Raw genomic sequence first — 20,173 nt, forward strand, 5'->3', positions numbered from 1 at the left:
TTGCGCAGCGAAGGTCTTCCATCGGGATTCGCCAGACTCCCCTCTGCTCGGCGGTCTACCGTACGGGTAGGCCGCGCTGCCTTTCGCGGTCACATGAGGAGGATCCTGTGTCGTCTTCCTGCGACCCCCAGTACGCTCCCGTCGGCGATGTGAGTGCGGCGCTCATGGTGATCGACTCACGGCTCAAGTCCATCTACGACAGCAGTGCGCAGGCTGATCCCGAACAGCAGCAGCTGACCGACCAGCTCATCGCGTCCTTGGGTCCCACCGGAGCCCAGGACCTGATCGACGGCGCCTGCACACTCGTCTACATCTTCATGAAGTGGCTGAGGATGGCCCACGAGGACCACGGAAAGGACGTCATCGAGTACGTGGTCCCCAGCCTCGTGGCCGCAATGCGCCAGATGCCCAAGAGCATCCACCCCGAGGCCATCCCCACCATGGCGGGCCTGGTCGTCGCGGCCGGCACCGGCCTGAGCCCCAACCTGTGGCGCCAGCAGTACGGGGACTGGACCAAGGACGAAATGAACCCCCTGGAAGCCACCGCCCTCCTGCTCGCGGAGCACATCAACCGGATCACCGACGACCAGGACTTCGCTACTCGCCTGGTCTCTGAAGCCCTGTCCAGCGCGGACGAGGTCTGACACGCACGACGTCGTTCATCCCTGGCCCACCCTGAGGACGGCTCCCTCAAGCACCAAGGCCGAAGCGCCCCCGTCCCCTCAAGGCGACCAGCGAAACGCGGCGCGTGGAGCCGAGAACCCGAGTGCACTGGCGGTTGCTGCGGCTTCCTGTCCGTGGTTGTGCAGCGACTCGGGGACGTTGCGGAATAGTCGGACTGGTAGGTTCCGCACACCCCGGAAGCCCATGAGCGCGTTCATGGCTCTGGCACTGATCTTGTGATCGTCCTGGGTCCTGCGCGATCACACTGGGTACGTTGTCGCTATGCCCCTCGAACCGCGCAGCCGTGAAGAGCTGGTCACCTTCCTGCGTGGCCTACACGAAGAGTTCCGTGCCCACGGCCACGAGTGGGAGAACAACACCCTGGACGACTTCCTTGAAGCACTTGCCGCATGGGTCCACGACTCCCCGGGTGCGTACCGCTACGAGGGAGAGCAAATCCCGCCCGATGGAGACTGGACCTTCATGGCCCGAGCCCTCCACGCAGCGAGCATCTACGAGTAGAGCGGCGCTGCGCGCCGCTCCAGCACGTCACGAGATCAGCGACAGAGCACAGTCATGTGTACGCGCCTGAGCACCTTCGCGTGCACGCCGACAGGTGCGACAATCCGTCCGTGTCAGAGGAGCTCGCGCGTTGGTACAGGGGTCGCTCGGGACGCGGTCCGTTCAGGCCGTTCGACCCGGAGGAGTGCGCCGCGCTTGAGCGGGAGATCGGGCTGTCCCTGCCACCCACGTACCGCTCGTTTCTGGAAGCCGTCGGCGGGGAGAAGCTGGACTACGCGGCTCTCCGTCTCCCGGGCGATCGCCGCGTTGGAGCGTCCGCGCGCCGCGTGCGGGACGACCTGCGCGCGCATCCGCAGCCGGTACTCGGTCTTATGGCCGTAGGCCATCTTCTTCAGCTGCTCGCGCTCGGTTGCGGGCGACACCCGACGAGGCGACACACACCACCGGATCCGAAGTGATGGCTGAGCGCTTCAGCGGGCCAGTTGAGCACCTTCCTCGGCCGCCATGGCCGGGAGTGGCCACCAACTGGCCGGGACGTCACGCATGACCAGAGCGCAGTCCAGGGTCGCGCTCCCCGGTGGGAAGCGGTCCGGGTCGTCGAAGAAGGACGACGCAGCGGAGCGAACCCGGCCGGCTTCCACGTGCCATGCGTCGGTCCGCAGTTCCATGCCGTCCAGGTGACGGCCGGAGCTGGTGGCCGAGAAGCCTTTGGCCCCGTCTCGGAAGAAGCGGGAAGCCTCGGCAAGATCGGCGAAGAGCTCGCTGCCTCGCAGCTCGTCGGACAGCTCGACGGTGACATCCACTCGGGTGTCGCCATCCCGTGTCGCCAGTGCGACGCGCATCTGACCGGGTGTCTCGTGCACCTCGAAGTCGGCTCGGCCGTGTTCGCCGGGGAAGATGCGGCCGCCGGCCCAGACGTTGAGTCGCGAGGCGGTGTCGCGTCGTGGAATGTAGACGCCGGTCTCGACGCCGTCCGGCCCGTCCCACTCGACGGCGATCCGATGTGCCGCGTTCTCGCTCCGCAGTCCGAACGCCTTGGGCACCCAAGCAGGCCGGACGCTTCCCAGGCGCAGCAAGCAGATGCCCGCGACCGCGTAGCCGTGCACCAGTTGCGGGCGCAGTGGCCCGGGGAGCATACGCGCCACGGCATCCGGGGCGACTCGGTAGTTCACCAGTAGCCGTCGTTCAACGACGCTGGACAGTCGCGGCTGCCTCATGATCCCTCGCTCTGCGCCCCGGGGCGCCATTTGGTGTGGCGAAGCACGATCTGCTCGGGGCAGACGGCGCTGAGGAACCGACCGATGCAGGTGGCCAGGCGGTCCTCGGCCAGCGCATAGAGAATCCGGTTGCCCTCCCGTCGCTCGGTGACCAGTCCGGCTCCCTTGAGCACGCCGAGATGTCGTGAGATGGAAGGTGCGCTGATCGCGAACCTGGCCGCGATCTCGCCGGCCGCGAGCTCGCCGCTTCTTAGGTCCTCGAGGATCTGGCGCCTCGTCGGATCGGCGAGAGCACGGAAGGCTCCCGCCTCGTCCTGAGCTTCTGTCATGTTAGATATTTAGCATCTTGGCTAAATATCTAACAAGGGGGTCTCGCGACCTCGTTGGCAGTTGCCACTGATCGACGGGCACTTTCACGGAGAGATCGCGCGCGAACAGTGGGAACGTGAAGGTTCCAACGCCGCCGGCACCTCGGGGTCGACCACCATGCCCGCCGCGTCGCGGTGCCGCGAGCCACCGTGGAATCCACGCTGACCAGCGACATATCCGCCTGACCGCGCCGGGCGGCCTCCGCGATGATCGCCTCCATCAGCGCGGTGAACACGCCCGCGTCACGCCACTGGGCGAAGCGGTCGTAGACCGCCTGCCAGGCACCGAACTCCGCAGGCATCTCCCGCCACTGGCCACCGCTGCGGAACCGCCAGATCACACCCTCGAACTACTCGCGAAGCCGATGCGGGTAGGGCCGTACCGGCCGCGACCGGCAAGAACGACCCGATCAACTCCCACTCGCTGTCGCTCAGTTCGCGCCGCGGTCACAGCAGCGTTCTACCAGCATCCGAACCGGCCGCGGCCCGAAGTGCGCAAGACGACATCACAGAACCAGGCACGGCCACACTCACCAGGCAGAGGAACCCGATCTCAGAAGCTTCACGTACTGTCGGACGCGCAGCACGTCATCGGGGAAGCAACTCTCCCAGCCCTGGTCCAGCCGCATCCAGGCCGCGTGCTGCCCGTCCTCCGCGATCAGCGGCTGTTCCGGGTCGCCGATCGCGGCATAGGAGAGGGACAGCGTCTCCGGCAAACCCGGGCCGAACGACCGCACCGCCACCGCGGCGGGCCGCTCCAACAACCGAGGCCGCAGCCCAGTCTCCTCGGCCAGTTCCCGGGCCGCGCCATCACGCGGACACTCTCCGGGCTCAACCTTGCCACCTGGCGGGACCAGCCCGCGCCACGAATGCCTGACCAGCACGATCTGCTCCAGGGCTGTATCCAGGACCCACACCTCGGCGCCCAACGGCTCCACGGCGCCAACCAGCGCAGAGCGCAACCAGGCCCTGGCCCGGTCGAACTCCAGCGTCGCGCTCCCGGCGTCAGCGACGGCAGCATCAAGCGGACGCTGCTCAAACACACCACGGATCATTGCGACAGGCTATAGACCGCCACCGACACCACCGGGCTGCAGCGGTGGGCCGCAGCAATGGCCGTCGCCGCGGCGGCCGCGCACACCGCCAGGCCACATCGAACAACTTCCGACACCGATCACAACTCCGGACAGGCCCTACCGGCCCTGGAGGGCCTTGACGTTGTTGCCGAAGGTCCAGTTCTTCGACCCGTCCCAGTTCGCCGACCAGGTCATCAGGCCCTTGAGTGCCCCGCCGTAGTGGTTCCAGGCCTGGGCCACGGTCGACGGCGTCATGTGGCCGCCGCCCGCGCCCGGCTGGGCCGGGAGGCCGGGGACCTGCTTGTCGTACGGCACGCGGATCGTCGTGCCCTGGATGACGAGTCCTCGATTCAGGCAGTCGGTCTGCGCGACGAACCCGGCGACCGTTCCGGCGGAGTAGGAATCGCCCGAGCAGCCGTACATGCTGCCGTTGTAGTACTGCATGTTGAGCCACCACAGCCGGCCGTTGTCCGCGTACTTCTTGACGATCGGGAGGTATGCGCCCCAGATCGAGCCGTAGGCCACGCTGCCGCCGGTGACGTAGGCGGTCTCCGGCGCCATCGTCAGTCCGAAGCCGGCGGGCATGCGGGCGAGGACGCCGTCGATGATGTGCACCAGATTGGCCTGCGAAGCGGAGAGGGTGCCGATGGCGCCGCTGCCCACCAGGCCGGTCTCGATGTCGATGTCGATTCCGTCGAAGTTGTACTTCTGCAGGATCGGCACGATCGTCGCCACGAAGCGGTCGGCGACGGCGCGCGAGCTCAGGTCGATGCCGGCGGCGGCGCCGCCGATCGACATCAGGATGGTCGCGCCGCCGGCCTTGGCGCGGCACATCTCCGCCGGGGTGGGCACACGGACGGTGCTGTCCATGCCGTCCTCCCACAGCACCGTCCCGTCCGAACGGATCACGGGGAAGGCGGCGTTGATGACGTTGTAGCCGTGCGCCGCGAAGCGCGGGTCGTCGATGGGGGCCCAGCCGAAGGGCGGGTGGACGCCGTTGGCCGCGCCGTCCCAGTTCTCCCAGTATCCCTGGAGCACCTTCCCGGCGGGCTTCGGCTTGAGGGCGCAGGTGTCCGTGGCGGCGACCGAGGGGGCGGAGACGTGGTGACGGGCGGGGCGCGGGCTCTCGGCGGAGGCGGGGCCGGTGAGGGCGGCGGCCGTGAGCAGGGTGACGAACCCCGCTCCGAGGACACGGGGGATCCGAAGGCCTGGCATGCGTGCTCCTGGGGACGTGGGGGGTGGTCCTGGGCATGGCGCGCGCTCCAGCAGACCGTAGGTTGGTCCAGACCTTTCGTCAACCACTCTCGCGGGCACGGCTCTTCCGTCGGCCTGGCCGTATGATCCACACCTCGTACGGAACGCAGGTCAGGAGCCCGCCGATGCACCACTTCGATGTCGAGACGCTCACGGCGGGCCGGTGGCGCAACGGTGGGGGCGCGACCCGGCAGATCGTCTCGCGGCCGGTGGGCAGCGAGGAGTTCGGGTGGCGCGCGAGCGTCGCCGACATCGACCGGGACGGTCCGTTCTCGGCGTTCCCGGGCGTCGACCGGACGCTCACCCTGCTGGCGGGCGACGGCGTGCGGCTCGCCTGCCCGGGGGTGTTCGACCGGCTCCTCGATCGCGCGGGCGCGCCGTTCGCCTTCTCCGGCGACCTCGAGCTCGCCGCCGAACTGCCGGGCGGCTCCTGCCGGGTGTTGAACCTCATGGTGCGGCGCGGGCGCTGGGCGGCCCGCGTGGAGCGGGTCACCGGCCGGGTCGTGCCGCCCGCCGGGCACGCCGGCGTGCTCTACGTCCTGGGCGGACGCTGGCAGGCGGGCCCGGACGGGCGTGCCCTGACGTCCGGCCAGGGTGTGTGGTGGGACGAGGACGCCGGCGCCTCGGGCGGAGCGGTCACACCGCTCTCGCCCGACGCGGCCGCCCTGTGGGCGGACGTCACACCGACGGGGTGACGCCGGGTCAGCCAGCCGGGGCCGGGGCCGGGTGGATGGTCTCGGCGGGCGGGTGGATCGTCTCGGCCGGCGGGTTCGCGGTGCGCCGCGCCCACAGCCAGTACAGGGCCGAGGTGACCACGAGTCCGACGATCCACGAGATGTCGGCGCCGCCGAGCCGCTCGGTGATCGCGCCGGTGTACATCTTGGTGGCCAGGAACGGGATCTGCACGGCGACGCCGACGACGTAGCAGGTCAGCGCTGTGACGTTCCAGCGGCCGTAGCGGCCGTCGGGGTCGTACAGCGCGGGAATGTCGACGCGCTCGCGGGACACCAGGTAGTAGTCGACCAGGTTGATCGCGCTCCACGGGGTGAACACCATCAGGAGCAGGAGCACGAAGTTCTTGAAGTTGGTGAGGAAGTCGTCGCTGGCGGCGAGCGCGATGACGACGGACACCGCGGTGAAGCCGACGATGTAGGCGGCGCGCGCGGCGGGCGAGACCCGGGAGCGGCCGTCGAATGCGGTGACCGTGGTCAGGATCGACATGAAGCCGCCGTACGCGTTCAGGCAGTTGACGGTCAGCTTTCCGACCACGATCACCAGGTAGATGAGGAACGCGAGGAACGCCGGTCCCGCAAGCTCGCCGAGGAAGCCGACCTGGTCGGTCAGGAACGCCTTGCCCGCCACGGCCGCGGTGAGCGCGCCGAGCGTCATGGCCCACTGGGAGCCGATGACGGAGCCGGCGAACGTGGACCAGAACGTCGCGCGGGTGCTGGTGTCGCGCGGCAGGTAGCGCGAGTAGTCGGCGACGTACGGGCCGAAGGTCAGCTGCCATCCGGCGCCGAGGCCCACGGCGAGCAGGAAGGTCGCCGCCTCGAAGCCCTTGGTGCCGACGTGCGCGCCGACGTCGTACTGCGTGAACACCCGCACCAGCAGGTAGCCGAGGCCGAGGACGCCGACGACGGTCGCGATCCGGCCGGCGATGTGGATCAGCCGGTAGCCGGTGACGGCGACCACGGCGGTCAGAGCGCCGAAGAGGAGGATGCCGATGTCCGTATTGCCGATGTGCAGCATCTCGGACACCGCCTGCCCGGCCAGCACGCTGCCGGTCGCCGCGAAGCCGAGGTACATGAGGATCACCAGGAGCAGCGGCAGGACCGCCCCGTACACGCCGAACTGCGCACGGCTGGAGATCATCTGCGGTACGCCGAGCCGCGGGCCCTGCGCGGAGTGCAGCGCCATCACGATGCCGCCCAGCACGTTGCCGATCAGCAGCGCGGGTATCGCCCACAGGGCGTCGGCGCCGAAGACGACGGCCAGCGCGCCGTCGACGATCGCGGTGATCTGCATGTTGGCGCCGAACCACAAGGTGAACTGGCTGCGCGGCGTACCGTGCCGCTCGGCGTCCGGGATGACCTCGATGGTGCGTCGTTCCATCGCGAGTCGTTCCCCGGGTGCGTGTTGGACCGGCATGTCGGTGACCTCTCCGTTGACCCATTCGAGCTGCGCCGAATCTGGCATAGAGATGAACAGACATCAAGGGATTGAATTGAATAATTCATCGCCGCCGCACCCGACCACCCGCGCTCGGCGGGCAGAAGCGCATCCCTGCCATGACCGTTTAAGATCACTTTCCACCGGATCATTCCCTTTCTCGCACGCCTGACAGGCCTGCGGAATCGGGCAATTGACGCCTCGGAGGATGGGGAGCCGAACCATGGCAGGTGTGGACGCGAGCGCGACACGGCAGTGCCGGTGTCGTCGACGACTCGACCGCGACGGCGATCGGCGCGGTGATCGTCGCACCGCTGATGACGCCCATCCTCGGCCGCGCGCTCGCGCTGGTACTGGCCGACCGGGAGCATCTCGTACGCAGTGCTCTCCTCGTCTCGGCGGCGCGGTGGCGGTCGTGCTCATCGGGATGCTGCTGGGGTGGATCGTTCGCCGCCGGACGCGTTCGCGTCCAACAGTCAGGTGTCCTCGCGCATCAGCCCGCGACTGATCGACCTCCTCGCCGCACTGGCCACCGGAACGGTCGGGGCGTTCACCCTCGTGCGGACGGACATCTCCGACACCCTCCCCGGTGTCGCGATCGCCATCTCCCTCGTACCGCCCTCGCCGTGACCGGTCTGCTGATCACCGCTCACCGCTACCACGACGCCGGGCAGTCCGCGCTGCTGTTCGCGACCAACGTCGCCGCGATCGTCGCCACCGGCACGGCCGTCTTCCTCGCGTACGGCGTCCGCGCGGGGGCGCGGGGAGCGGGCATGGCCGTGGGCGAGTTCCGCGGGGGGACCCTCGTCGTCCGGCGGACAGGGCCACGTGCACGACGCGCGCGGCAGGGCGGAGCTGCGCTGAACCGAGCTGAGCGAAGGGGCGACTCGTCGGCACTCGGCCCTCACGGAGTCATGACTTCACGGCTTCACGGCTTCACGGCACGAGCGGCCCCGCCGTCGATCGGTTGGCAATGCCCCCGTTTTCCTCGGCCGGGGGCGGCGTGGCGGTCCCGTCCCGCATCACGTACTTGTTCAGCGGCGGCTCTTCCGCGAGTACGGCTCCGATGGTGACGGCGAAGGTGACCGCGCCGCAGACGACGATCAGCCACGACAGCATGACGAGGACCAGGCCGAAGGCGCCGTATTCGCCCATGGCCCTGTCGACGGCCCCCGGCACATAGATCCGGGCCGTGAGGCTGAGCGTCGTGGTGGCGGTGGCGGCCAGCAGCGCCCCGGGCAGGAGCGCCAGCCAGGCGACGCGCTTGGCCAGGAGCAGGTGCTGGGTCCACAGCCAGACGCCGGTGGCCACCAGGAAGGTGAGGACGACACCCACCAGGGCACCCGCGCCGAGGCCTTTCCGGATCGGGCCCTGGAACAGGATCACGAGCAGCAGGACGAGGAGCCACGCCACCCAGCGCCAGGCCGCGATCCGGGTCTTGGCCCTGGGCAGCCGCCAGGCCCGCTCGCACACCCTGGCCATGGCCCGGCTGAAGCTCGTCGCCGACACGAGGGCCACAGTCGCCCCGACCAGGCCGGTCGTCTCGCGGACTTCGTCGCTGGCCGAGCCGTTCAGGACCTGTTTGAGCTGCTCGTCGGACTCGCCGGTGAGGCCGAACATCGAGCCGAGCGACTCGCTCAGCTGGTCACGGACGCCGTGCGGGGCGAAGGCCGCGAAGGCGAAGAGGAGGGGGACCGCGGCCAGGAACGCCTGGGCGGCGAGCCTGGTCCCCGCGTCCAGGAGGTTCGCGGACATCAGCCGGCCCGTGAGTTCGGTCAGTACAGGGAAGCGTCGCTCGGCGCCCGTCCTCAGACGCTCGACCCGCGGCTTCCACTCCATGCCGTCTCCTGCCCCTGTCCGTCCGCGCCGGCCGCCGTCAGGCCAGGAGCTTCGCCTTCGCCTTCCGGAACTCCTCCTCGGTGAGCGCCCCCTTCTCCTTCAGTTCGGCGAGCCGCGCCAGTTCGTCGGCCCCGCCTCCGCCACCCGCGCCGGACGCTCCCGAGGAGCCGGCCGCCGACGTGCGGATGTAGTCCTGGAAGGCCGCCTCGGTCTCCTTGGCGCGCGCCGTCTCCCGCTGGGTCATGCCTGTCCCGCGCGCGATGACGTAGACGAGGACGCCGAGGAAGGGAACCAGCAGGCAGAGGATCAGCCAGCCCGCCTTGCCCCAGCCGCTGAGCTCGTGGTCCCGGAAGATGTCCGTGATGATCTTGAACAGCAGGAACAGCCACATGATCCAGAGGAAGAACCAGAGCATGGTCCAGAAGAGGTCGAGCAGGGGGTAGTCGTCCATCGCCGTCTCCGTCCCGAGGGCCGATCTTGGCCGTTTCGGGAAGTATCTGCGGTTTGTGACATTACGGCGACTCGGGCTACCCGGGTCACTTGGGTGCCTTGGGTGACTCGGGTGGCTCGGGTGCCCCCGCACGGAAGGCGATCATCGCGGTGTCGTCGCGATGATCGGAGAGGCGCTGGAGTTCGTGCAGCAGTTCGGGAAGCGCAGCCCGCCGGTGGTGGGCCGCCTCGCGCGCCAGTCGCCGCTGTCCGTCGGCGAGCGAGGCGGTGGGGGTCTCGACCAGGCCGTCCGTGTAGAGGAGCAGGGTGTCCCCCGCACCGAGGACGCGGGTGTGGGTGCTGCGCGGGAGGGTGAGGTCGACGCAGAGCGGCAGGTCCTCCTCCGTACCGTTGAGGAAGAGCGGGTCGCCGTGGGCCGGGATCAGCAGTGGCGGCGGGTGGCCGGCGTTGGACCAGCTGAGGCACCACCGGAGGTCGGGAAGCCGGCGCAGTTGGGTGTGGACGGCCGTCGCGAAGGGCGCCGCCCCCAGCCCCTCGGCGACCTCGTCGAACCGGGCCAACACGTCCGCGGGGGTGGTGCCGGGCCCGCGGCTGTAGGCCAGGGCGCGGAGCATGTTGCGCATCTGGGTCATCGCGGTGGCGGCGGCGAGGTCGTGCCCGACGACGTCGCCGACGTCGAGGACGAGCGTGCCGTCGGGCAGGACGAAGGCGTCGTACCAGTCCCCGCCGATCTCGTTGGCGGAGCTGGCCGGCTGGTAGGAAGCGGCCAGGATCGCCCCGTCGACTGCGGGCGGCCGGGTGAGCTGGGCGCGCTGGAGGGCGAGCGCGGTCCGCCGGGCGCGCTGGAGGTCGAGGGCCTTGCGGATCGGCTGCTGAGCGTGATGGAGGACCTCCCGCAGCAGGTCGGTCTCGGTCGGGCCGAGGGCGGGGGTGTCGCCGTTGGTGCTGGTGGCCGCGTATCCGAGGACGGTGTCGTCGACGACCAGCGGGATGAGGGTGACGCTCGTGGCCCCCGAGGCGGCGAGCCACCGTTCCGTGACGGCCGGCAGAAGCTCGGCCGGTACGGGGCCGTCGACGGGGATGGCGAAGGTGCGGGGGACGCGGGACTCGAGGACCTCGCGGACCCTCCGGCTCACCGTGACGGTCTGCCCGAGCAGGGCGGGCGGCGCCGGCAGTCCGGGGCGGGTGGCGGAGGCGACCCGCCGGGCGGTGACGCGGGCGTGCTCGGGCAGCGGCCACTCCTCGTGGGAGAGGAGCAGGATCAGACAGGCGTCGGTCAGTTCGGGCACGACGATCTTCACGACCTCGCCGAAGGCCTCCCCCAGGCTCTGCCCCGTGACGGTCGCGACCTGGGCGAGGAGCCGCTCCCGCAGCTGGGCACGCCAGGTGTCCTCGATGTCGACGGTGGCGGCGATCCACTCGGCGACGCGGCCCTCCCGCAGGACGGGGACACCGCGCGGGGAGAGGTGGCGGTACGAGCCGTCGGCGGCGCACACGCGGAAGGTGCACTGGAAGACGCCCCCGGCACCGCGCGTCGCGCTGTCTCGCCAGCCCGCGCTGAGCCGGTCGCGATCGCGGGGGTGGATCCGCGCGTACCAGCCTTCGTCGGCGCGCGGATGCCAGGGAACGCCGGTCAACCGCTCCCAGCCGGGGACGATCTCCTCCATGGTCCCGTCGGCGTGCATGACCCACACCATCACCGACACGGCGGAGACCAGGGCCCGGTACCGCTGCAGGGCGAAGGTCTCGGTGGTGGTGTCCATCGCCACCACGAGGATCCCCTCGCCCTCGGAGGTGCTCACGGGGCTGCAGGAGTAGACGAAGTACCGCGCCTGCGCGGGCTCCCCGGGGTCGGGCTCGCGCGCGCCGGTGACCTGGCGAGCCCGCCCCGTGGCCCGTACCTCGTCCAGGACCGAGAGGAACCGCCAGCCGTCGGGGTCCGCGAACGCCTCCCGGGCGGGCAGGCCCAGCCGCCGGGCGCCGAACATCCTCGTGAAGGCGGCGTTGGTGTAGAGGAGGCGGCCATCAGGGCCGGCGAGCAGCGCGACGGCGGCGACCGCGCCGTCGAAGACCGCCGGATCCAGGGGCGGCGCGGGGTTCGGCCCGGGTACGCCGCCGGTCATCCCGGGCCCGCCGGGGCGCGTCCCGGATCCGTCGTCACCGCGGCGGCGCCCTTCACTCACCGTCCTCCTGATCCGCGAAGCCGCAGCCCGCAGCCCGTGATACGCGACGCCCGTCGCTCCCGACCCGCTGCGTCGCCACGGGTTACAGCCTGCTGGAGCGACGGCGGGGCAGCGAGGCGGGTCGAACCAATCGAGTGACCAGCCCGGGGACGGGCGGACCGGGGAACAATCCCGGGGGCCGCCCCGTTGACCCCAAGTCCCCTGCACAGCTCGTACCGAGGAGAACCTTGCCCGACACGTCGCCCACCGCCACCGTGCCCCCGCTCCCGCCCCTCGCCGCGCAGGCCGAGCGCCTGATCGAGCTCGGCGTGCACACGATCGCGGGGGTCTCCGCCGACGCACTGCGGGCCTTCGCCGCCGACGCCGCTGCCGACAGCGGTGCCGACAGCGGTGCCGATGGCGGCGACGACGGTGCCGGTGGCACTCTGCTCGCCGTGCACCCGGACCGCGCCCCGGCCTCCGCGCTCGCCCCGCTCCTCAACCGTGACGGCAAGCCCGGCTTCGTCGTCGTCGACATGCCCGATGTCGACGACTTCGCCCCGTCCGACATCACGCTCCCCGACGCGCCCTTCTACCTGGTCACCGGCGTCGACCGCGGCGACCACATGTCCAACTGGAGTCCGGACGAGGCGCTGCCCGCCCTCGTCAAGGAGGACCGCACCCCGCTCGTACTCACCGAGGGCATCCACTGGGTGCTCCAGCAGCCGGCCGCCCTCGAGCGGAACCTCTGCTTCATGACCATCGGCTCCCGGCTGCGCAAGGCGAACGGCGCCCTGGACGCCCGTACCCCGGCGATCTGGATCAGCAACGGCACGGGGCGGGACGGCCGCGAGCGGCGCAACGCCCCCAAGGTGGGCTGGTGTTGGTGGGGCAACCGCCACACCTGGCTGGGCTTCGCCTCGGCCGCGGGCCGCGGGCGCTAGGAACCGCTGAACAGACCCGGCCGGACTCGGCGATCCGCGCGCCCGCGGTCGCGTGGATCGCTACACTGCCAGACATACCGCCCCGGTGGACTCCCCCGTGCCCCCGGGGCGGTTCCGTGTCCGCGAGCACGGCAACTCCGCCTGGCCTCCTGCGTTTTCGCCGCCACGCCCGTACCGTGGAACCGGGTGGAACCGGCGTGATCCTCAGGGGGGAGCGGCATGGCGAAGGTCGTGGTGGTGCACGGGATCGGGCAGCAGTTCCTCGGTCCGGCCCAGATGCATCGTGAGGTGGCGCCCGCGCTGCGGGACGGTGTGCGGCTGGCCGACGGGCCGCCTCTGCCCGCCGAGGACATCGCCTGCGCCTTCTACGGGGATCTGTACTTCGAGAAGGGCACCCGGTCGGCCGATCTGCCGCCGTGGGACGAGACCGACGTCGAGGACGGGCTCGAAGTGGAGCTCCTGCTGGCCTGGTGGGAGCAGGCGGCACGCGTCGACCCGGCCGTGCTCGGGCCGGAACAGGACGGCACCCGCAGCCTGTTGGGGTTCGGCGCGGCCCGGATGCTGCGCTTCGAGCTCGTCCGGTCGGCACTGGACGCACTGACCGGGTCACGGTTCTTCGGCAAGGTCTCGGACCGCTCGTTGATCTTCACGCTCAAGCAGGTACGCCGGTACCTCACCGAGCCGGGGCTCCGTCTCGCCGCCCAGTCGCGCGTCGCCGAGGAGGTCGGGGACGACACGAGGGTGCTGGTGGCGCACTCGCTCGGGTCGGTCGTCGCGTACGAGGCGCTCTGCGCGCACCCCGAGTGGCCGGTGACCGACTTCGTGACCCTGGGCTCGCCGCTGGGGCTCCAGGGGATCGTCTTCGACCGCCTGCGGCCGGTTCCCGTGGACGGTGTCGGGGACTGGCCCGGCCCGGTCCGGCGGTGGACGAACGTCGCGGATCCCGGCGACATCGTGGCGGTCGTCCATGAGTTGGCGACGCGTTTCGGCGATGCCGTGAAGGACGAGAGCATCACCAACGGCACGCGGATGCACGACCTGGCGCGATACCTGTCCGCGCCGAAGACGGGTGCGGCGATCGCCCTGCCCCTGCGGTGACTCCCGCGAGGGGACGAGTTAACCCCTAGCCGAACTCCCGTGATTTCAGGGGTACTTGGGGTTTGAGTGCTGCCCCCGCAACGGTATCTCCCCCTCACGTCGAGTCCCGGGGGGGGTAACTGGACATGGCATACGCCATGACGGCTGGGGTGGGGGCAGAGAGCGCCGGGCGGAGGTTCCTGCTGACGGTCGGAGTGCGCCGCTACCAGGACGAGACCATCGGCGACCTCACCGGCGTCACCGCCGATGTCGAGAAGGTGCGTGGCCTCTTCTGCCCCATGGGCTACGAGGCGGTGCTGCCCGCGCTCGCCACCGACCCCACGGCGGACGAGGTCCGGCGCGGGATCGACCGGTGGACCGCGGCCGCCGATCTCGGTCCGAGCGACGTGGTCCTCCTCTACTTCGCCGGTCACGGCGTCCACAGCGTCGACCGCCACTACCTGCTCTTCTCCGACACCGAACGCGGCCTGTGGGACGGGACGGCCCTGGCGAGCGAGGACTTCGGCAGGCCTCTGGTCCGCAGCGCGGTCGGCCACCTCCTCATCGTCCTCGACACCTGCTTCGCCGGAGCGGGCACCGCCGACATCACCTCGCTCGCCGCTTCCCTGGCCCGTACGAGGTCCCCGGAACCGGCCGGGCGCTGGCTGATGGCCGCCGCGCGCGGCAAGGAGCGTGCGACGGAGAACGCCTTCGTCAGCGCCCTCACCCACGTCCTGGCCCGCCCCAAGGCCGGTGCGCGGCAGGAGTTCGTGAGCGTCCGGGACGTGACGCGCGGCATCAACGGCTACTTCGCGGAGCACCATCCGGCCCAGCACGCCCGGTACACCACCGTGGACAGCGACGGGCACGCGCCGTTCTTCCCCAATCCGGCGTTCGTCCCCGGCCTTCCCGCCAACGATCTGGACGTCCGGACGATGGCTCGTCTGCGGCAGGAGAGCCACGGTCATTTCGACCCTCGCGGACGGGGCGTCGGGCATGTCGCGGAGGCGGGGGACTTCTTCCGCGGGCGCAGGGCCGCGCTGGCCTCCATCGCCGCCTGGCTGGCGGCCGACGCCCACGACCGCAGGGCGAAGGTGGTCACCGGGGATCCCGGTTCGGGCAAGTCCGCCGTTCTCGGCAGGGTGTTGCGGCTGTCCGACCCCGACCAACGCGGTGCGGCCGTGGCGGCGGACGACACGCTGCCGCCCCGCAACCCTGAGGTCCTCGCGCTGCACGCGCGGCGCCGCACCTGCGAGGAGCTCACCGCCCGTATGGCGGCGGCTCTCGGACTGCCGACCGCCTCCCTCGACGAGCTCCTCCAGGGGGTCAGCGAGCGCCGGCGTCCGCTGACGGTGGTCATCGACGCCCTGGACGAGGCCGGCCCGGCCGGGGACGCGACCGAGGCCAAGCGGGTCGCCCGTGAGCTGTGCCTTCCGCTGTCCACGCTGCCCGCCGTGCGGCTGCTCATCGGCACACGGCGGCCGGTCGTTCCCCATCTGGGCCGCGCGGTCGACGTCCTCGATCTCGACGCCGACCGCTGGAGCGAGCCCTCGGACATGGTCGCGTACGCTTCGGACCTGATCCTCGGCGGAGTCCCGGCCGACGCCGACGGGCCGGGGCCGGATCGGGATCAGGGTCAAGGTCAAGGTCAAGGTCAGGAACCGGATCAGGATCGCGTCGCCTGGGCCTCGCTCGTGGCCCGCGGCATCGCCGCCCGGGCGGGGAACTGCTTCCTCGTGGCGCGGATGACCGCGCGGGCCGTGGTCGACGGGCGGCTCGACGTCGACGTGACGCAGGCGGGGTGGGAGGAGCGGCTGCCCCAGGACGCCGTCGACGCCTTCGACGCGTACCTGGACTCCTTCGGCAGCTCGGCGCGCCTCGTACGCAGGCTCCTGCGCCCGCTGGCCTACGCCCAGGGGCGGGGGCTGCCGTGGTCCACGGTGTGGGCGCCTGTCGCCGGGGCGCTGTCGGGCAAGAGCTGTAGCGACGAGGACGTGCAGTGGCTGCTGGAGACCGCGGGCTCCTACATCATCGAGGAGTTCACCTCGTACGGCTCCGCGTACCGCCTCTTCCACGAGTCGCTGGCCTCGGCCCTCCGCCGCCCGGGGCGTGACGCGGAGGCCCACCGGAGCATCGCCGCGGCGCTGGTGGCGGACGTGACGGTCGATCCGTGGACGGGTGACCGCGAGTGGGGCACGGCGCACGGCTACATCAAGGAGCATCTCGCCGCGCACGCGGCGGCCGGAGGGGCGCTCGATCCCCTCCTCCAGGACACCGAGTACCTGGTCCACGCCCGCCCCGATGCCCTGGTCCGTGTGCTCGGCCAGGCGCGCGGGTCCGCCGCTCGGCGCGCGGCCGCCATCTACCAGGCCTCCGTCAGCATCCATCGCAGGGTGTCGCCGCAGGAGCGCAGCGACGTGCTCGCCATCGACGCGGCGCGGTCCCGGCAGCCGGTGCTCTCGGAGCGGTTCGCCCGCTCCCGCCCGTGGAAGCCCCGGTGGGCGACGACGGGCCTCGCGCAGGGTCCGGCGTCCAGCGGGCACACCGAGCCGGTCCACGCGGTGTCCAGCGGGACCTTCGGCGGGCGGCTGCACATCATCACCGCCAGCCACGACGAGACGGTCCGGGTCTGGGAACTGCCCGATCTGGTGACGCCCGAGCTGCGCGCCACGCTGTCGGGGCACCGCGCGCCGGTCCGGGCCCTCGCGACGGTGGACGTGGGCGGCGACCGGTGCGTCCTGACCGGCAGCAGCGACCATACGGTCCGGCTGTGGAACCTGTCCGACCCCTCCGACCCCCGGCTCCTCGCCGTACTCGAAGGCCACACCGGCCCCGTACGGTCGATCGCCACCGCCTCCCTCGACGGCCGGCCGCACGCGCTGACGGCGAGCGACGACGGATCCGTCGCCCTGTGGGACCTGGACGCGCGGTGTCCACGTACGACGCTGACCGGTCACGACAGCGGGGTGCGGTCCGTCGACTGCGCGGTCCTGGACGGCCGGCCGATGGCGGTGACCGCCGGCCACGACGGATCGGTGCGGGCATGGGACCTCGCGGGCGGCGCCGAAGACCACGTGCCGCGCGTGCTGTTCACGAGCTCGCGCCCGGTGCTCTGTGCGGCCTGGACGGTGGTCGACGGCTCCCCCGCGGTAGTGCACGGCGATCACAGCGGTCTCGTGCGGCTCCAGCGTCTGTCCGGCGACGGCGAGCCCGTCGCCGGCGAACCCGTGCTCCTCAGCGGCCACACCGGACCCGTACGCGCGGTGTCCTGCACCACGCTGGACGGGCGTACGCACGCGGTCACGGCGGCCGACGACGGGACGGTACGGGTCTGGAACCTGTCCACGCACGAGACCCGGTCCGTCCTGTCCGCGAAGAACGAGTGGGTCCGCGGTCTGGAGGTCTTCTCCGTCGCCGGGAACCCGTACGCCTTCGCCCGGCCCGACGACCACACCACCCGCCTGTGGGACCTCCGTACGGGAACGATGCGCGCGACCCTGAGCGGGCGCAGCAGTTGGGTCCGGACCGTCACCCCCGTGCGGGCCGGTGGGCAACGGCATCTGCTCGTCGGAGGGGACGACCGTACGGCACGGGTGTGGGACGTGGGAGGCGAGCCGTTCTCCGGCGCGGAGCCGGTCGCCACGTTCCAGGACCACACCGACTGGGTCCGCGCTTCCGCCTCGATCGAGGTCGACGGCCGCGCGTTGGCGGTCACGGGAGGCAATGACGGCACGCTGCGTGTGTGGGACCACCACACGGCCGTTCCTCTGCACGTGCTCCGGGGACACACTGGTTGGGTACGGGGGGTGGCCTGCGCCGACGTGGACGGCCGTCCGGTGGCGGTGAGTGTGGGCGAGGACCACACCGTGCGGGTGTGGGACGTGCGGACGGGTGCGGCACTCTTCGCGCTCCCGGGCCACGACGACTGGGTGTGCGCCGTCGCCTGCACCACGATCGGCGGCGTGCCGTTCGCGGTGACGGCAGGCGACGACGCGACGGTCAGGCTCTGGGATCTGCGGAACCGTGCAAGGACGGCGGTGCTGCGCGGGCACCGGGGCTGGGTGAGGGCCGTCGCCTGTCTCGACGTCGACGGCCGTCCCCATGCGGTGAGCGCCGGCCATGACGGGACCCTGCGTCTCTGGGACCTCGCGGCGCCCCGCCACGCGGCCAGGATCGCGGAGGGTTCCGGTCCGCTGTGGGCGGTGGCGTGCGGCATCTGGCACGGACAGCCCCATGTGGTGGCCACAGGCCGCGACCGCGCTGTCCGCGTGTGGCGGCTCCAGGACCGCAGTCCCGTCTCCCGCGTCCGGCTCCCCCTCACGTGCGACACGCTCGCGGTCACGGACCGCGACCTCGTCGTCGGGATGCGCAGCGACACGGTCGTCCTGTCCCCCGCCGACCTCTGACGACTCCTGAGAAATCCGGGCACGGCTCTGGCCGCGCAGCCTCACACCCGGGATCTCAGCACGTCGACCTCACAGCCTGGTGCGAACGGGTCGAAGCCGTGCTCGATCAGCCAGCGAACTGCCAGCAGGCTTCGCAACGACCACCACGCGTGGATCACGTCGAGGTCGATGTCGGTGCCATAGCCGGCGAGGACGTCGTCGAGGTGCTCCTCGTGACCGAGCGTGAAGGTGGCGAGGTCGTACAGAGCATCACCCTGGCCCGCCTCGGACCAGTCGATGATGCCCGTCACCTCGTCGCCGTCGACGAAGACGTGCGCGATCTGCAGGTCGCCGTGCGTGAACGCCGGAGTCCACGGCCGGAGTGCGGCCTCGGCGACCCGGCGGTTGCGGGTGACCAGGTCAGCGGGCAGGAGGCCGTTCGTCACGAGCAGCTCGCACTCGTCGTCGAGTTCCGCCGCCAGCGCGACGATGCTCCGGCCGGCCCGGCCGGGCCGGGGCGGCAGCGGCGCGTCGTGCAGCTTCCGGATGGCGGCGCCCGCGGCGGCCCACGCCGCCGACGACTCTGTCGACGGCCCGCCGAGGCGCCCAAGCGTCGTCCCCGGGAGCGCGGCGATCGCGAGCACGGGCGGCTTGCGCCACAGGACCTCCGGGGTCGGGACCGGCGCGAGGGACATCGCCTCGACCTCGACGTCGATACGCGCCGGATCGGCGTCCACCTTCAGGAACACGTCGCCGACACGCAGAGTCGCGCGCTCGGAATGGGCGACGACGACTTTGACCTCATCCATGGCCGACCAGTATCCCGGAGGTGATCGCCGACGTCGCCGGATTTATCGCATGCGACGACGCAGCCGACCGCGTCCCGCTACCCGACAGCCTCGTGCGCGACACTGACCCTTGACCAGGCCAAGTCCACTACTTCTGTGAGGAGTCCTACGAGGCATCACCGCCCGGGGCGCGTACCGTGCGGAGTCGTGTGGCGGCCTTCGGGTCGGGGCAGCCGGCCAGGGCGAGGGCGTTCTTCAGTTCCTCGCGGAGCAGGGTGAGGACCTTGGCGACGCCTGCCTCTCCCCCGGCGGCCAGCCCCCACAGCACGGGGCGGCCGATGAGGACGCCCGAGGCGCCGAGGGCGAGGGCCTTGAGGATGTCGGTGCCGGTGCGGACACCGCTGTCGAGGAGGATCCGGCTGCGGCCGGCGACGGCGTCGACGACCGCCGGGAGGGCGTCGAGAGCGGGCAGTGCGCCGTCGAGCTGGCGGCCGCCGTGGTTGGAGACGACGATGCCGTCGGCGCCGTGGGCAGCGGCCCGGTCGGCGTCGGCGGGGTCGAGGACTCCCTTGAGGACGAGCGGCATCCGGGTGTGGTCGCGCAGCCAGTCCAGGTCGTCCCAGGACAGGGAGGGGTCCACGACGCCGGCGGTCTGGGCGGCGATGGCGCTGACGCCGTCCTGGGCGCCGCGCGGCACTCCGTCGCGGTCGCGCGCGAAGTGCACGGCCGAGACGCCCTCGGGGAGGGTGAAGGCACCGCGCATGTCGGCCTGTCGGCGGCCCATGTACGGGGTGTCGACGGTGAGCATCAGAGCGCGTGCGCCGGCGGCTTCGGCGCGGGCGAGCAGTTCCTTGGTGTGGCCACGGTCGCGCAGCCAGTACAGCTGGAACCAGACGGTGGCGCCGGTCGCGGCGATGTCCTCGACCGGGGTACTGCTGAAGGTGCAGGCGGTGAAGGGGACGCCTGCGGCGAAGGCCGCCCGGGCGGCGGCGAGTTCGCCGTCGGGGTGGACGGCACGCTGGTACGCCATCGGGGCGACGGCCAGCGGCAGGGCGGCGGGATCGGCGAGGAGCGTGGCCGTGGTGCTGATGTCGGAGACGTCGGCGAGGACGCGGGGCACCAGGTGGAGACGGTCGAAGGCGGCGCGGTTGGCGGCGAGGGTGAGTTCGCTTCCGGCGCCGCCTGCGACGAACCGCTCCACGCCGACGGGCAGGACGTGCGCCGCGAGGGCCTCCGCGTCGGCCGGGGTGAGCATCGCG

At 71.3% G+C, this 20,173-nt stretch carries 18 protein-coding genes and 1 pseudogene; 7 read left to right on the forward strand and 12 right to left on the reverse strand.

The features are described from left to right. The first annotated feature begins 107 nt into the window (after positions 1-107). Complete coding sequence (locus ACIBG6_RS06000; protein WP_399221330.1) at positions 108-644, forward strand: hypothetical protein; 537 nt, start codon at positions 108-110, stop codon at positions 642-644. A 301-nt stretch (positions 645-945) separates the two neighbouring features. Further along, a complete protein-coding gene (locus ACIBG6_RS06005; protein ID WP_399221331.1) occupies positions 946-1,185 on the forward strand; it encodes a hypothetical protein in 240 nt (79 codons plus the stop codon). Between the two features lie 113 nt (positions 1,186-1,298). Here ACIBG6_RS06005 and ACIBG6_RS06010 read toward each other — a convergent pair whose 3' ends face one another. From ACIBG6_RS06010 to ACIBG6_RS06035, 6 genes and pseudogenes are all read right to left on the reverse strand, one after another. Then, positions 1,299-1,607 carry a hypothetical protein gene (locus tag ACIBG6_RS06010; RefSeq protein WP_399221332.1) on the reverse strand — a complete coding sequence of 103 codons (309 nt, stop codon included), beginning with the start codon at positions 1,605-1,607 and terminating at the stop codon, positions 1,299-1,301. A 48-nt stretch (positions 1,608-1,655) separates the two neighbouring features. Continuing rightward, positions 1,656-2,402, reverse strand: a complete 747-nt coding sequence (locus ACIBG6_RS06015) for a DUF2071 domain-containing protein (RefSeq protein ID WP_399221333.1) — start codon at positions 2,400-2,402, stop codon at positions 1,656-1,658. Next, positions 2,399-2,731 (reverse strand): metalloregulator ArsR/SmtB family transcription factor, encoded by a 333-nt coding sequence (locus tag ACIBG6_RS06020; RefSeq protein WP_399221334.1) that lies wholly within the window; start codon positions 2,729-2,731, stop codon positions 2,399-2,401. The genes ACIBG6_RS06015 and ACIBG6_RS06020 overlap by 4 nt, the downstream gene beginning before the upstream one ends. A 96-nt stretch (positions 2,732-2,827) precedes the next feature. Next, positions 2,828-3,205 (reverse strand): annotated as a pseudogene (locus ACIBG6_RS06025) (transposase); the annotation flags it as partial. A gap of 95 nt (positions 3,206-3,300) precedes the next feature. Then, complete coding sequence (locus ACIBG6_RS06030) at positions 3,301-3,825, reverse strand: NUDIX domain-containing protein (protein ID WP_399221335.1); 525 nt, start codon at positions 3,823-3,825, stop codon at positions 3,301-3,303. A gap of 138 nt (positions 3,826-3,963) precedes the next feature. Continuing rightward, entirely contained in the window at positions 3,964-5,061 is a 1,098-nt protein-coding gene (locus ACIBG6_RS06035) for a chitinase (protein ID WP_399221336.1), read from the reverse strand. A gap of 164 nt (positions 5,062-5,225) precedes the next feature. On the opposite strand from ACIBG6_RS06035, the gene ACIBG6_RS06040 reads away from it, so the two are divergent. Then, entirely contained in the window at positions 5,226-5,795 is a 570-nt protein-coding gene (locus ACIBG6_RS06040; RefSeq protein WP_399221337.1) for a HutD family protein, read from the forward strand. Between the two features lie 7 nt (positions 5,796-5,802). On the opposite strand, the gene ACIBG6_RS06045 is transcribed toward ACIBG6_RS06040, so the two are convergent. Next, positions 5,803-7,212, reverse strand: a complete 1,410-nt coding sequence (locus ACIBG6_RS06045; protein WP_399221338.1) for a purine-cytosine permease family protein — start codon at positions 7,210-7,212, stop codon at positions 5,803-5,805. Positions 7,213-7,707: 495 nt separating this feature from the next. On the opposite strand from ACIBG6_RS06045, the gene ACIBG6_RS06050 reads away from it, so the two are divergent. Continuing rightward, positions 7,708-7,899, forward strand: a complete 192-nt coding sequence (locus ACIBG6_RS06050; RefSeq protein ID WP_399221340.1) for a DUF389 domain-containing protein — start codon at positions 7,708-7,710, stop codon at positions 7,897-7,899. A gap of 306 nt (positions 7,900-8,205) precedes the next feature. Here the strand turns inward: ACIBG6_RS06050 and ACIBG6_RS06055 are convergent, their stop codons facing one another. The 3 genes from ACIBG6_RS06055 to ACIBG6_RS06065 form a co-directional block, all read right to left on the reverse strand. Then, complete coding sequence (locus ACIBG6_RS06055; protein WP_399221341.1) at positions 8,206-9,108, reverse strand: YhjD/YihY/BrkB family envelope integrity protein; 903 nt, start codon at positions 9,106-9,108, stop codon at positions 8,206-8,208. Positions 9,109-9,145: 37 nt separating this feature from the next. Further along, the gene (locus tag ACIBG6_RS06060; RefSeq protein WP_399221342.1) at positions 9,146-9,559 is read right to left on the reverse strand and encodes an SHOCT domain-containing protein; all 414 of its coding nucleotides are present in this window, start codon (positions 9,557-9,559) and stop codon (positions 9,146-9,148) included. Between the two features lie 85 nt (positions 9,560-9,644). Next, positions 9,645-11,741 carry a SpoIIE family protein phosphatase gene (locus ACIBG6_RS06065; protein WP_399221343.1) on the reverse strand — a complete coding sequence of 699 codons (2,097 nt, stop codon included), beginning with the start codon at positions 11,739-11,741 and terminating at the stop codon, positions 9,645-9,647. Positions 11,742-11,968: 227 nt separating this feature from the next. Here ACIBG6_RS06065 and ACIBG6_RS06070 point away from each other — a divergent pair, with 227 nt between their 5' ends. The 3 genes from ACIBG6_RS06070 to ACIBG6_RS06080 all read left to right on the forward strand — a co-directional run bounded on the left by ACIBG6_RS06070 (position 11,969) and on the right by ACIBG6_RS06080 (position 18,147). Then, entirely contained in the window at positions 11,969-12,664 is a 696-nt protein-coding gene (locus ACIBG6_RS06070) for a DUF5701 family protein (RefSeq protein ID WP_399221345.1), read from the forward strand. 219 nt (positions 12,665-12,883) lie between these two features. After that, the gene (locus tag ACIBG6_RS06075) at positions 12,884-13,762 is read left to right on the forward strand and encodes an antibiotic ABC transporter ATP-binding protein (RefSeq protein ID WP_399221346.1); all 879 of its coding nucleotides are present in this window, start codon (positions 12,884-12,886) and stop codon (positions 13,760-13,762) included. A gap of 125 nt (positions 13,763-13,887) precedes the next feature. Next, positions 13,888-18,147: a caspase family protein gene (locus ACIBG6_RS06080; protein ID WP_399221348.1), complete on the forward strand. Its 4,260-nt coding sequence runs from the start codon at positions 13,888-13,890 to the stop codon at positions 18,145-18,147. Positions 18,148-18,188: 41 nt separating this feature from the next. Here ACIBG6_RS06080 and ACIBG6_RS06085 read toward each other — a convergent pair whose 3' ends face one another. Then, positions 18,189-18,935 carry a phosphotransferase family protein gene (locus ACIBG6_RS06085; RefSeq protein ID WP_399221349.1) on the reverse strand — a complete coding sequence of 249 codons (747 nt, stop codon included), beginning with the start codon at positions 18,933-18,935 and terminating at the stop codon, positions 18,189-18,191. A gap of 145 nt (positions 18,936-19,080) precedes the next feature. Continuing rightward, the gene (locus ACIBG6_RS06090; protein ID WP_399221944.1) at positions 19,081-20,169 is read right to left on the reverse strand and encodes an alpha-hydroxy acid oxidase; all 1,089 of its coding nucleotides are present in this window, start codon (positions 20,167-20,169) and stop codon (positions 19,081-19,083) included. Between the last annotated feature and the right edge of the window lie 4 nt (positions 20,170-20,173).

It is taken from the genome of Streptomyces sp. NPDC050842, assembly GCF_044456565.1.
Classification (GTDB): Bacteria; Actinomycetota; Actinomycetes; order Streptomycetales; family Streptomycetaceae; genus Streptomyces.

Excerpts from the sequence above, each read along its gene's own strand:
- ACIBG6_RS06005 (WP_399221331.1), top strand. The coding sequence starts at position 946 with ATGCCCCTCGAACCGCGCAGCCGTGAAGAGCTGGTCACCTTCCTGCGT.
- ACIBG6_RS06015 (WP_399221333.1), bottom strand. The coding sequence starts at position 2,402 with ATGAGGCAGCCGCGACTGTCCAGCGTCGTTGAACGACGGCTACTGGTG.
- ACIBG6_RS06020 (WP_399221334.1), bottom strand. The coding sequence starts at position 2,731 with ATGACAGAAGCTCAGGACGAGGCGGGAGCCTTCCGTGCTCTCGCCGAT.
- ACIBG6_RS06030 (WP_399221335.1), bottom strand. The coding sequence starts at position 3,825 with ATGATCCGTGGTGTGTTTGAGCAGCGTCCGCTTGATGCTGCCGTCGCT.
- ACIBG6_RS06035 (WP_399221336.1), bottom strand. The coding sequence starts at position 5,061 with ATGCCAGGCCTTCGGATCCCCCGTGTCCTCGGAGCGGGGTTCGTCACC.
- ACIBG6_RS06040 (WP_399221337.1), top strand. The coding sequence starts at position 5,226 with ATGCACCACTTCGATGTCGAGACGCTCACGGCGGGCCGGTGGCGCAAC.
- ACIBG6_RS06045 (WP_399221338.1), bottom strand. The coding sequence starts at position 7,212 with ATGGAACGACGCACCATCGAGGTCATCCCGGACGCCGAGCGGCACGGT.
- ACIBG6_RS06055 (WP_399221341.1), bottom strand. The coding sequence starts at position 9,108 with ATGGAGTGGAAGCCGCGGGTCGAGCGTCTGAGGACGGGCGCCGAGCGA.
- ACIBG6_RS06060 (WP_399221342.1), bottom strand. The coding sequence starts at position 9,559 with ATGGACGACTACCCCCTGCTCGACCTCTTCTGGACCATGCTCTGGTTC.
- ACIBG6_RS06075 (WP_399221346.1), top strand. The coding sequence starts at position 12,884 with ATGGCGAAGGTCGTGGTGGTGCACGGGATCGGGCAGCAGTTCCTCGGT.
- ACIBG6_RS06080 (WP_399221348.1), top strand. The coding sequence starts at position 13,888 with ATGGCATACGCCATGACGGCTGGGGTGGGGGCAGAGAGCGCCGGGCGG.
- ACIBG6_RS06085 (WP_399221349.1), bottom strand. The coding sequence starts at position 18,935 with ATGGATGAGGTCAAAGTCGTCGTCGCCCATTCCGAGCGCGCGACTCTG.
- ACIBG6_RS06090 (WP_399221944.1), bottom strand. The coding sequence starts at position 20,169 with ATGCTCACCCCGGCCGACGCGGAGGCCCTCGCGGCGCACGTCCTGCCC.